We start from the raw sequence: 14,445 nt of genomic DNA, 5'->3' as shown, positions 1-14,445 counted from the left end.
TTTCAATGAAGCAGGCAGAGGGCTTACTAAAATGGCAAACATTTAAAGATACAGTATGTAGTATGTTGAATCATGGTGGAGAAATAGCAGAGGATGAAAATTTGTTACATATGGGATTATCATCCATTCAAATAATGAAATTAATCAACTTAAGTAAAAAACTAGGCTATCGTTTGACCTTTGAGCAATTGGTGAAAAACCCTTACTTAAAGGAGTGGCAACCATTATTTATGAACGAAGCATTCATACAAGAACAGATGGCATGTAGGGTTGAAATAGAGGATGTAGACATGTATCAGCCTTTCCCATTAACAGAAGTTCAGCATGCTTATTGGATAGGACGATATGATGGCCAGTACCTGGGTAATGTAGGCTGTCATGGATATTTAGAGGTTAATGTTCAACATATAGATACTGAAAGACTCGCTTCTGCTTGGAAGAAGCTGCAAGAGCACCACCCTATGCTGAGATCTATTTTTACCGCAGATGGAAAACAGTATATTTTAAAAAAATCACAGGTAAGGCCTTTAATTATTCATGATTATCGAACAGCAAATAATCATCAAATTCAAGAGCATTTAGAAGAGATGCGACATCAAACCTCTCATAGGTTATTAAAAATTGAAGAAGGCCAAGTCGCAGAATTACAAATTACTTTATTGCCAGACAATAAGGGTCGCTTATTTTTCGATATTGATCTTTTAGTGGCAGATGTTCAAAGCTATCAAATACTATTAAGAGATTTAGTGGCGATATATAATCGAAATGTGCAGCCTCAAGCACCTCTTGGATGGAATTTTGCTACATATTTGGTAGAAAAAGATGAAGAGCAAAAAAATGAAAGAAACGAGGCAAAGGCTTATTGGACAAAAAGATTGGCAACCTTGCCAACTAAGCCTTTATTGCCTGTTGCCAATAAGTCAGAAATAAGGCCTCTATTTAATCGACGTTCTTTCTTTTTAAGTGCAGAGTTATGGAAAAAACTACAGCATCTTTCTTCTAAATCAGGTGTTACACCAGCGATGGTATTGCTAACCATCTATAGTCTTGTTCTAAATAAATGGAGTGAAAATGATCATTTTTTAATCAATATTCCCTTATTTAATCGACAATCATCTGATAAATTTAATATTGAAGAAGTAGTAGCAGATTTTACAACACTGCTTTTATTAGAGGTAGATTTAAAGGAGCCAAGACCATTTTTACAGGATATACAAGCAATTCAGGCGCAATTTCATCAAGATATGCAATATACATCCTATTCAGGTATTGATGTTCAACGAGATTTTATTCGTCAGCATGGCAGTGAACAACAAATTGCACCAGTTGTTTTTTCTTGTAATATAGGTACACCTTTATTGAATGAAGAGTTTACCGAAGTGTTTGGTGATATACACTATATGATTTCTCAAACACCACAAGTTTGGCTAGATTTTCAAGTATTTGAACAAGACAATGGTTTATTACTAATTTGGGATAGTTTAGATGATATTTTTAAGCCTCATATATTGGATGATATGTTTGCAAGCTTTAAACAAACCGTTGAATATATATGCCATACCGAGGATTGGTCAAGTCCTTTACTTGTTCCTATAACAGATCAACTAAACGTAAGAAACAATGTGCTAACACAATTAGAAATTGAGCCTACTTGTTTACATGCTCCGTTCTTTGAACATGCTCAAAGATCTCCTAATGATGTAGCATTGATTTTTCCTGCAGCTAACATGTTATGTACATATGGCTTATTACAGGAAAAAGCCCTTAGTATTGCACAATATTTGAAAAATAATGGTATTAAAAAAGGGGATGCTGTAGGAATACTAATGGAACGAGGCATCCAGCAAATTGCTACAATCTTAGGCATTTTAGCGGCGGGGGCAGTATATGTTCCAATTAGTCTAAAGCAACCATTGTCACGAAGAAGCAAAATTTATCAGGCAGCCGATATATGTGTTGTTGTAACGGATCAGCCACAATTGGAGAATGGCAGTGGTATTTCCTTTTTATCTGTTACTGATGCCGAACAATGTTGTCAAAGTGTTGAAATTTCATATGATCCAGCTTCAACTGCATATATCATTTTCACCTCAGGTTCAACGGGTGTACCAAAAGGTGTAGAAATGACCCATGAAGCTGCATGGAACACAATTTATGCTGTGAATCAATTACAGCAAATTGACGCTTCAGATAGCGTGTTGGCCGTGTCAGCAACTGAATTTGATTTATCTGTCTATGATATGTTTGGCTTACTAGCTGTAGGCGGTAAACTCATTTTACTTAATGAACATGAGGTTCGAACTGCTGATAAGTGGGTCAAGTACGTGGAGGAATTTAATATTACAGTATGGAATTCCGCCCCTATTTTATTTGAGATGTTATGTGCTGAATTAGAACATGAAGGAAAGATTCTTTCATCCGTTAGGTATGTTTATCTTTCTGGGGATTGGATTAAGCCGGATTTAGTCAAGCAAATGCAGATCAAAACACCTAATAGCACCCTTATCGCGATGGGCGGAGCTACTGAAGGTGGTATTTGGTCCAATTATTATCAAATAACAAATGATGAAGCGTGTGAGCTATCTAGCATACCATACGGATACCCGTTACCAAATCAAGCATATCGAGTAGTAAATGAAAGAGGAGAAGACTGTCCAAATCAAGTAGCTGGTGAATTATGGATTGGTGGTAAAAGTATTGCAGTAGGCTATAAAGGGAATGAGCAACAAACCAAAAGCCAGTTTGTTTATATAGATGGTGAAAAATGGTATAAAACAGGAGATTTTGGTAAGTATTCAGAAGATGGCATTTTAGAATTTTTAGGTCGTAAAGATGAACAAATTAAAGTCAATGGACATCGCATTGAGCTAGGTGAAATCGAAAGAAGCTTAAAGGGAAATAAGGGTATTAAAGATGCAGTTGTCTTAGCAAATCAACAGAAAAATGCGAATACTCTTCATGCGTTTATTACGGCTGATAGTTTTGGTGATATTTTTGATATTCATTCAACCTCATCTGACATACCAAAGCTTATACAAAATGTAATGGAAGTTATTTCTGAAAGCTTTAGTGTCGATGCTCGAAGCTGCTCAAAAACCATACAGCACTTTCGTACAGAGATCGAACAATTAACTTGCTATGGTATAACGTTCATCCTACAACAAGCTGGTTTCCCTATGAAACAAGGAGATGTTTATCATTTACAACAACTACTGGAAGAAAATAATATAGATGCTAGGTATTATGCACTTTTCCATCAATGGTTTGGATTCCTGCATCAGCTTCAGCTAGTAACTACAGCAGATATGGTAATCTATGAAAATACATGTGACCTGTCTGATTGCAAGATGCCATTATTAGAAAATTATCCAAGAATAAAACAATTTGGCACTGCTTTTATAGGGAGTGGGCAAGCCATTATTCAGGGAGAAGTGGCGCCAGCAACTCTATTATTTTCAGAAGACACATTAACACCAATGGAAGTAATTTCTGAGGAGCCAGGTGCTAAGGAAAGTAATCAGGTGCTGGCAACTATTATTCACATGCTAAGTAGTGCCAAAAATAAATGGAAGCGTCCCCTGCAAATTTTAGAATTAGGTGCAAGAGGTAGCTCGCTTACAAAAGCAATTGTGAAGCAACTAACAGGGATTAACTATCACTATACGATTACAGATACCTCCATGTATTTTAAAAACAAGTTTGAAAAAATACTTTCAGACACTATTGAATATAAAACTTTAGATATCGACATAGACCCTATTTTGCAGGGATATCAACGTAATCATTATGACATCATTATTGCCAACAATGCATTGCATAGAGTGAAAAACTTACCAAAAGCTATGCGATTGATGGAACAACTATTAGATGCAGATGGGCTGATGGTTGTTACAGAAAATACACAAAATAATAGTTTACAGTTAATTACGACAGGTTTTGAAGAACAAGGCTTTACACAATTTGAAGATAATCGAAAAGATGTTTGTCAGCCGCTATTATCGGATGAGCAATGGCTAGATGTTTTCAGTGAATCAGCTTATGCGAATGTGAAAGTAATTAACCATCCGCAACTATATGCGCATCATATTTTTCTGGCACAACCATCACCAGTAAAGATTCAACTAAATCAAAAACAATTAGAGAGCTACTTAAGAGAGCAATTGCCTGATTATATGATTCCTAAAAATGTAACAATGTTACTTGAAATGCCTGTTACAAATAACGGGAAATTGGATCGTAAGTTATTAAGAACAAGCATCAATACAGGTGTTCATGAGCAGGTGGAGCCTACACGTTCAATGAATGCTTTAGAACAAAAAATCGCAAATATTTGGCAAGATGTTTTAGACAAATCGCCTATTTCACTAGAAGATAATTTTTACCAACTTGGTGGAGATTCATTAATTGCGACACAGCTTAATAGTCAATTACAAAAAAATTTAAATATACCAATTTCATTGGAAACAATTTTTAAATATCCTATATTTGGTGATTTTGCGAATTATGTATCTGGACATTTGCAGATTGTAGAAACAAGTAATGCGGATAGTAAATTGACTTCATTTGCCGCTATCCAATGTGATACAGACCATTTATATGATCCATTCCCATTGACGGATATTCAGCAGTCATATTGGCTAGGAAGAAGCGGTGTGTATGATTTAAGTGATGTTTCTGCTCATTGTTATTTTGAGCTTGAGTGTGACGAATTGGATATGGCGACAGTTACAGCTGCGTGGAATCAATTAATTCAACGTCATGATATTATGAGGGCTGTTGTATTAGACAATGGACTTTCTCAAAAGATTATAAAGGAAGTACCCTATTATCAAATTAAGATCAATGTTTACAAATATCAAGATCAAGTAGCTTTTGAAAAAGGGGTGTTATCTACAAGAAACAAGATGTCACAACGCCAATTTGATGTCAGTAAATGGCCCTTGTTTGCCATTGAAGCAAGCTTAAGTCATGATCAAAAAACCCGATTACATGTCAGTTTTGATAATACGGTATTTGATGGTTATAGCATTTTTCTATTATTTGATGAATGGTACAAGCTATATAATGCACCAGCTCTAACCCTACCAATGATTAATATTAGCTTTAGAGATTATGCGATTGCGCTCGCTGATTTAAAAAAATCTTCTCAGTATAAAAAAGATATGGACTACTGGGAGGCACGCATTCAAAAGTTGCCACCTGCACCTGAATTGCCGATAGAAAAGCAGCCACATGACATTGCTGAACAAAAGTTTACTCGATATCAAGCTATGTTATCGAAGGACAAATGGACAGCCATAAAGCAAATGGCATATCAACTTAAATTGACGCCTTCAAATGTTATTATGACTGCCTATGCAGAAGTTTTAGGACGCTATAGTAGACATCAACATTTTACATTAAACTTAACACATTTTAATCGATTGCCCTTACATGAAGATGTAGATAAATTAGTTGGTGACTTTACATCATTAGTATTGGTTGAAATAGATCATCGCCATGAAAGCAATTTTATTATGCGATGTCAAGATACGCAAAGACAATTATTACAGGACCTTGAACATACATTGGTGAGTGGTGTAGAGGTAGAAAGAATGTTGAGGAAAGGAAAGAACACGCAGTTTAATGATATTGTCATGCCTATTGTTTTTACAAGTGGTATTGGTGTAAATAAGGATCACTTGGAGGATATATCATATTTAGGGAAAATTGTTTATGGAGCCTCTCAAACACCTCAAGTTTGGTTAGATCACCAAGTATTTGAACAAGATGGTGAACTTATCCTATCGTGGGATGGTATTGAAGCATTATTCCCTACAGGTCTGTTGAACGAAATGTTTCATGCCTATATTCAATTATTAGATAAACTTAGTCAAGGTATTGAGGCGTGGCAGCAATCATCTTTCTTAATTGTTTTACCAGATGCTAAACAGAGAGAAGCGATTCATCAAGCAGCTATTATCCCGTTATCAGAAGAAACATTAGTTAGTTTGATAGAAAAACAATGTATAGAGAATAGGAAGAATACAGCTATTATTGCTCCTTCAGCTACCATTTCCTATGAGGAATTGGATACAATGTCTAAAAATATAGCTTATTCAGTAAGCCCAGGACAAGCACAGGTCATTGTCGTGTTAATCGAGAAAGATTGGCAGCAAATCGTTGCAGCGCTAGGTATTATGAGAGCAGGGATAGCCTACTTGCCAGTAGATATAGATACACCAATGGAACGATTACATCAAATCATTCAGCAAGCACAGGTCGACAGTGTAATGACAACCCAGTCTTTGGCTAGTCGTTATAGTAACTTAGGAATGAATATATATATTGTGGAAGAGCTTATTGCGACTAATAAAGATAAGCCATCGATATTTAGAGATGTAAAACCAGTTGATTTAGCCTATATTATTTTCACTTCAGGTTCCACAGGTAAACCTAAAGGTGTTGAAATCACCCATCGCAGTGTTGTGAATACAATTTTAGATATTAATAAGCGTTTTGACGTAACAGATTCTGATAGAAGTATTGCCTTATCGAATTTTACCTTTGACTTATCCATTTATGATATCTTTGGCTTGTTATCTGTCGGAGGAGCAGTTGTTATACCAGAAATTCAGAGGTTGAAGGACCCCGAACATTGGTTAGATATGTTGCATAAACATCACATTACGATATGGAATACTGTGCCAACCTTTATGGAGATGTTAGTTGATTACCATAAAACAGCTCGTACGATTGCTGAAAGAGGTCATGATTTAAAAGCAGTGCTATTAAGTGGTGATTGGATTCCATTAACTCTACCAGAAAAAATAAAGAATATTTTTGAAGGGGCAAATGTAATTAGTTTAGGTGGTGCAACAGAATGTTCTATTTGGTCTAACTACTATATTATCAATACAGTACAAGAGAGCTGGAAGAGCATTCCTTATGGCAAATCACTATCACATCAACAATTGTATGTATTAAATAAAAACTATGAAGATTGCCCTGTCTGGGTGAAAGGGGACTTATATATTGGTGGTATTGGTTTATCCGTAGGGTATTGTCACGATCCTGAAAGAACCAAAGCACACTATATCCACCATCCAATAACAGGTGAACGTATCTATAAAACAGGGGATCTAGCTAGATTTCTTCCTGATGGCAATATTGAGTTTTTAGGCCGTGAAGATCAGCAAGTTAAAATCAATGGTCATCGAGTAGAATTAGGTGATATTGAAGCGAATTTATGTAAATTCCCTATCATACAACAGGCGGTTGTCACGATGCAAGAGCAAAAGCTCATTGGCCATCTGAAGCTTTATGAACATATTCAGCATGAGCTTATTCAAACGATTGCAACAGATATAAACCTAGTGAAAAGCATCGAGATTATTAAAAAGGAACTAGCGCATTCAACCGCAAATTTGCGAATAAATCAGCTTGCAGATTATACACAGTCGATTGAATGGCTTAGTGTCGGTACGATGTTTTTAGATTTATATGCTTTAACTATTTTTAAAGCAGAAGGGCAAGTATTTATAAAAGAGGATATTATGAGGTCCGTTGCAAATGTGTACGCATCTCTGATGGAGCATTGGCTAGATTATCTTGTTCACTATGGTTTTGTGGAAAAGAGGGCTTCTAGTTATATTGTCAACTTCAGTGAGAATGGTGCTTTAAACTATATAAATCATCAGTTAAATGACTTTAATCTTGATGAAATGAAGCAAACACTTCAACAATTGAGAGAACAACTTATAACATCTCGATCTGCCCGTCTTGCTATTTTAAAAGGAGAGCAATCAGCAAAAGCTTATTTATTGGATTCACAGGGGTTTTTAACGCCAGAACAATTAGGACAGTATAATTTATGGAGTCGGCATACCGAAAAATTAGTTGAGCATATGCTAGCAACATTAGCTAAATCTGATACAAATCAGGCTTTGAATGTCTTAGAACTTGGCACAAGAACAGGACATGGCACGGATAATTTCGCCAAGGTATTTAAGAATGCTGGACAGTACACCTATTGTGACGAATCAAGCGACTTTATAAATTGGAAAAAGGCATCAACGACACAAGAACATATAAAGTTTAAACAATTTGATGTCAATATCCCACCAGATAATCAACAATGTGTGCTGCATGATTATGATATTATCATTGCCGAAAATACATTGCATAGAAGTCATCATTTGAATAACACCATGGCTTATTTAAAACGTCTATTAAAGCCGGGTGGTCTTATTATCCTAACTGAAAATGTAAAGAATAATGCCCTTTTATTAATTACTGTAGCATTTTTTGAAGAAGGCTATCATCAGCTTAGAGATTTTAGATGTACAGAAAAATTGCCTTTACTCAATCGAGAAGCCTGGCAAAGCTTAATGAAGGATGAGGGCTATACATGTTTATTGGAGTGGCCGCAAAGTGACTCGAAATGGTTAGGGGAACACATTATGATAGCAGGAGGACCAGCACAAATCAAATCACTATCTGTTGAGCAGTTTGCAGAAGAGGTGAAAAATACTATTCCTAAGTATATGTGTCCAGATCATTATTTCGTTCATGAAAGATTTCCAATAACGGCTAATGGCAAGCTTGACCGTAAGCAACTAGCACAATATCAGACTTTCCACCAGCCTGATATCGTTGAGCAAGGAAGACTAGCAGTTACATTAGAGGAGCAGGCTATTGTGAAGGTTTGGAATGAAATATTGGAGACAGAATATAGAAGTATAAAAGATAATTTCTTTGAACAGGGTGGCGATTCTTTAAAAGCAATCCGCTTTATTAATAAACTCGATGAACAAGGCTATGTTTTAACATTAGAAAAATTATTTTTACACCCTACCATTGAAGGGCTAGCTCTGAATCTCGAAGAAAAGAAGGACGAACAAGATAAAGAAGAGGCACAAGTGACAGGCTCACTTTAGTAAAAAGAAAAGGGAGCTGCGAGCATAATTATTCTATTCAGTTTAGGCAAACAATGAATTTCTATTGAATATATTATGCTCACAAAGGCTCCATTTTAAGTGAAATAAACTTGGTATATTGCTTTTAGCAATGAGTGAAGGGATGATAAGCAATTGACACGAAAGTTACGTGTACTTGTATGTGGTACAAGGTTTGGTCAATTTTATTTAGAAGCTATTAAAAACGCCCAGCACTTTGAACTAGCTGGCATTCTGGCACAAGGAAGTCAAAGATCACAGCTATGTGCTAGCGTGTATGAAACTGACTTATATACAGATATAGAAAATATACCTAAAGATATTGATATTGCTTGTATTGTTGTGCCTACTAGTATTATGGGTGGCTCTGGTACAGAGCTAGCTATTGAGTTAATGAAGAGAGGCATTCATGTCTTAGTCGAGCAGCCAGTCCATTATCAAAACTTAATAGAGTGCTACCGTATTGCGAGACAATATCGTGTAAAGTTTGTTGTAGGTGATTTATATGTAAATTTACCTTATGTAAGGAAGTTTATTGATATTGCCAAAAAAATTATGGAAAAAGAGGAGTTAATATATCTTAATGTGGATATGGCAACTCAAGTTTCGTTTCCTTTAGCCCATATATTAACAAAATTATTTGGCAATCTACAGCCCTGGAGTATTAAAGATCACATTTCAGGCAATACGCCGTTTCAAATGCTTTCTCTCATAATAAAAGGTGTTCCGACAACGATTCGAGCACAAAATCAGGTAGAGGTAGCTGTTTCTGATAGCTATATGCATTTAATGCATCAAATAACAGTAGGATTCGATAGTGGTAAACTAACTTTGTTTGATACCAATGGACCAGTTGTGTGGACACCTAGAATGCAAATGCCTGATACTACTTTGATTCCAAAAGATTTGATACAGGAGATGTCATATTCATTAACAACGCCAGTGAATGAAATGTTTGAGCCAAACAGCAGCTTAACCTATAAAGAGATTTTAACAACAATTTGGCCATCCACTATCTTAAAAGATCTTAAAAGGTTAGGAAACTTGATTATCAATAATAGTCAATCAAGTGCGATGATGAGAGAAGGGCAATATATTATCCAAGCAGCACAACTGTGGAGTGATATTACAAGTTCACTAGGATACCCTAATGACTACAAAAGAAAGGCACAACCGTTTTTAAATATTGGGGATGTAAAAGCACAACTCCATAAAGAAATATCTATTGAAGCTCGCTATGAGCAATTAACAGTGGAGAGCGTTAAACAAGCTGTAGCGAAATTTAATGAGGTATGTTTAAAAACTATTTTATTAGAATTTCAGAAAAAAAATATTTTAACTCTAAAAGGGAAAGTCTACTCAGTGGACGATATTCAGCATTCAATTCAAGTAGCTGAAAATTTAAAATTTATCCCTCAGAGATGGCTAATTGCACTTGCAAATCATGGCTATATTATTAGTGCTAATGCTGGCTACATGTTGAATTATCCACTTCTAACTACTGATGAGGTCAAACAGGATTGGCTAGAGCTTAAATCACTTTGGGCAGATCAATTAGTACCAGAAAAAGTAATGGACTATTTTTATAGCCATGCACAAATACTAGATGGTTTATTAAGCGGACAGCAGTCTGCTGTGCAGCTTCTATTTCAATATGGCGAGATGGACATCGCAACAGCATTGTACAAGGAAACGATAATTGCCCATTATCTTAATCATGAAGTAGCCAATACTGTCTCAGCACACATTGCTATGAAAGACCATGTGCATGTATTGGAAATTGGTGCTGGAACAGGCGCTACCTCTACCGTGGTTATTGATCATATTATCAAGCAGCAACTGCAGAAAAATATAAAGTGCTATTTGTTTAGTGATATTTCTAATTATTTTATTAATGAAGCTAAAAAAACATTTCAAAACATAAACTGGCTGGACTATATGAAATTAGATATAGAAAATGATACGGATATCGCTTATATTGAGAATGATTCTCAAGATATTATTATAGCAGCAGGGGTTTTAAATAATGTAAAAAATACGCGGGAAGTCTTATCAAGGCTTAAATTACTATTAAAAAATGATGGTATCGTCCTTATAACAGAAGCGGATGGAGAAGCATTGCAAATGTTAATTTCACAAGTATTTATGATGAAGCCTGCTAGTGACATAAGAAAAGAAACATCATCTACTTTTTTAACTACCTCTCAATGGTTGGAAATATTTAATGAGGTAGGATTAGAATGTATATCTATTCAACCAGATAAGGCACATAAGCTCTATCCATTAGGGCAACGATTATTTGCGCTAGAAAAAAGGAGGGAGCTGTAATGGATATGAAGATTTGGTTTCCATTCTCATGTAATCACCAAGCTGATGTCAACTTATTTTGCTTTCATCATGCTGGTGGATCAGCCTCTAATTATAGGGAATGGATATCAGGATATAGGCATTTAAATATATATAGTGTAGAACTACCAGGCAAAGGAACCAGGAGAATGGAAGAACCGATTTTAAACATTGCTGCATTAGGTGCAAAAGTAGCGCAGGCCATTGAAAGTATTTCAAAAGACAAGAAGGTCGTATTATTTGGCCATAGCATGGGGGCTGCCATTGCATTTGAAGTAGCTCACTATCTTGAAAATTATACAGATGTACAGCTTCAACTATTGGTAGCTGCAAGTCGCCAAGCTCCACATTGTAAAGGCAAGGATAAATATCATTCAACGATGGCAGATCATTATTTAATACAGGAATTACATCGCTTGGGTGGTACACCACAATGCCTATTAAACAATCAAGAGTTTCTTAACTTTGTCATACCTTCTATAAAAAATGATTATATCTTGCATGAGTCTTTTTCCTATACGGGACAGAAGCTGAATATCCCCGTTATTGCTCATTATGGTGATGAAGATCCTGACCTTGCAGATACAGATATGTCGTGTTGGAGGGAAGTTACGAATAATAGCTTTTCATTTGAAAATTTTCAAGGCAGTCACTTTTACTTGTACGAATTAGGAGATATGTATGTAAAGGTGATAGAGGATACGATCCTCCATTATAGCGTCAGTACACTATGATAAGCTTCAATCAACCTATGAATGTCTATTTATACAAGATAAGTGATGCCGATAATAAGTATTCTAATTTGTTTAAACGCTATATTCTATTGAAGGAAACTGGATTACAAGATATTCAATTTGAATATGGTCCATATGGAAAGCCATATGTAAATAGCTCAGGCTATACGAATCTTCACTTTAATATATCTCATTCTGGCGATTATTTTGTAGGTGCAGTCTCTTTAGATTGCTTTATCGGTATTGATATTGAACAGATAAAACCAGTTGAGTTTGATTGTATCGAATATTTTATGAGTGAACAAGAGATCATACAGTTTCATGGGTTTCCATTAAAGGAAGATAAGCTAGATTATTTTTATACCATTTGGACTTTAAAAGAAGCTTATTCCAAAATGATAGGTATGGGATTAAATATGAATCTAACAAAAGTAAACTTCTTACTCGAAAATCAGCAATTTCAATCAATTTTAGGCGATGTATTTTGTCATTCCATGATCGTTGATAATAATTACCGTTTGTCACTCATTAGTAGTAAAAAAAAGAACATACGTGTAGTGAATATCACAGAAAATCTATTAATAAAAGAAGCAGATAAGTGAGTTGAAAACGATGATGAAAACAAAACTTTCTGAAATCCTTCAGAATTTTCAAAAACAGGATACCCTATTTAAAACACCTGAACAACTATTATTATGTAAAGGAAGCTGCAAAAGGTTTAGGATAGAATACAACGACCCTTCAAAGTTCAAAGATGAAATGATAAAACTTCAGCAACAATATAAGACACAAATGATGATTGCAGCAATTCCATTTGATGGACGTACAAAGGCAACCATTATTGTACCAGAAAAACTTGAGCGTTATGATAAGTGTCGCTTGATTATGGACTTGCAAGTAACCACTCATCCCTTAATGATAGAACAGAGTCAGACTATCCCTGATAAAGAGCAATTTAGTGAGATGGTTCGAAAGGCAATCAATTTTATTAATGATCAGCATTTTAATAAGGTAGTTTTAGCTAGAACATTAAACTTCCACTTGAAGGACAATCCGCCAATATCTTCATGGTTAACAAATTTACTATATAAAAATAATCAGGGCTATATTTTTTCAATGGGTACAGATGATTGCCAAACACTTATTGGAGCAAGTCCCGAGTTACTTGTAAAAAAGGATGGAGCTATGGTAACGATTAATCCCTTAGCTGGTTCACGAAAACAAACTTTTAATAAGATAAAGGATGCTTATTTAGAGAAAGAACTACTTAACTCTGATAAGGATTTGTATGAACATAAAATTGTTGTGGACTATATGTGTGAGAAATTGCACCCTTATTTAAGCGATATAGAGTTTAATCAAAGACCTGAGATTCTTTATACAGATACAATGATCCATTTATCCACAGTTATTAAAGGGAAGCTGACAAATAATACGATGGATGCATTGGATTTAGCCCAATTGTTACATCCCACCCCAGCAATATGCGGGGAACCGCAAAAGCAATCCTTACATTTTATACAGGAAATAGAGCCATTTAACAGAGGCTTTTATACAGGGTTAGTTGGCTATATGGATAGTAATGGCGATGGGGAATGGGTAATCGCTATTCGTTGTGCAGCAATAGAGGAGACAGAGGTTACATTGTTTGCAGGGGCTGGAATAGTGAACAACTCAGTGCCAAATAGTGAATACAACGAGATCTCTGCGAAATTAACAACAATGTTAGATGCAATGGAATTAAAAGAATAATTGAAATACTATTGAATAAAGATAATTCCTACATTTCCAATGCCAGCGTTGTGATAGTGAATGAATTCAATGAATAGCACATCAAGTATTAACTTTACAAAGAAATATGCGTTGAGTAGTTATATATTAAAAATGTCTGAAATATTGATCTCTCAATATTTCGGATGTTTTTTAATTTCAGGAAAATTATAAACTTTTATTTGAACTTTAATATAGTAAGATGATGATAAATTTCTATGAAAGTGGAGGGGCTAGTCAAGGAAGGTATATATAAAACATTTTTTAATGCGCTTGCTGGAAGGTTAAGTAGTCTAAATTTGTTTGTGTTTGCTCTCAAATCTTTTAGGGATATGTGGGAATAAAGAATACAAAATTAAAAAGCACGAGAAATAACTTTAGTGATATGTACTATCATCAATATTTTCTCTATTTCCATAAATAAAAGGTATACAAATTACAAGCACGACACTAAACATCAATATCCATATATTCACTTTTTTGTGTTTCACAATAGCTCTCCTTCTGTAGTGAATCCTAATAATGGCTACTTATTGATAGTGAAATGATAACAAAAGATAAATGCCCTAGGATCATATTTTTACCAATTACATTTCATAACCTCTCCCAAAAAAAACCCCTAATTTAACCAATCTCTAGTCATTTGATTAAGAGGTTTC

At 35.1% G+C, this 14,445-nt stretch carries 5 protein-coding genes; all 5 read left to right on the top strand.

From position 1 onward, the window contains the following. Positions 1-5 precede the first annotated feature (5 nt). Entirely contained in the window at positions 6-8,918 is an 8,913-nt protein-coding gene (locus tag MHB44_RS15865; protein ID WP_341299967.1) for an amino acid adenylation domain-containing protein, read from the top strand. Positions 8,919-9,071: 153 nt separating this feature from the next. Continuing rightward, on the top strand, positions 9,072-11,264 hold the full coding sequence (locus tag MHB44_RS15860; RefSeq protein ID WP_341299966.1) for a bifunctional Gfo/Idh/MocA family oxidoreductase/class I SAM-dependent methyltransferase: 2,193 nt from the start codon (positions 9,072-9,074) through the stop codon (positions 11,262-11,264). Continuing rightward, complete coding sequence (locus MHB44_RS15855; RefSeq protein WP_341299965.1) at positions 11,264-12,016, top strand: alpha/beta fold hydrolase; 753 nt, start codon at positions 11,264-11,266, stop codon at positions 12,014-12,016. The genes MHB44_RS15860 and MHB44_RS15855 overlap by 1 nt, the downstream gene beginning before the upstream one ends. A 17-nt stretch (positions 12,017-12,033) precedes the next feature. Then, complete coding sequence (locus MHB44_RS15850) at positions 12,034-12,618, top strand: 4'-phosphopantetheinyl transferase superfamily protein (protein WP_341299964.1); 585 nt, start codon at positions 12,034-12,036, stop codon at positions 12,616-12,618. Positions 12,619-12,628: 10 nt separating this feature from the next. Further along, positions 12,629-13,768, top strand: a complete 1,140-nt coding sequence (locus tag MHB44_RS15845; RefSeq protein ID WP_341299963.1) for an isochorismate synthase — start codon at positions 12,629-12,631, stop codon at positions 13,766-13,768. Positions 13,769-14,445 lie beyond the last annotated feature (677 nt).

Source organism: Lysinibacillus sp. FSL H8-0500 (genome assembly GCF_038051955.1).
GTDB classification, from domain to species: Bacteria; Bacillota; Bacilli; order Bacillales_A; family Planococcaceae; genus Lysinibacillus; species Lysinibacillus macroides.
This window is presented reverse-complemented; position numbering and strand designations above follow the sequence as displayed.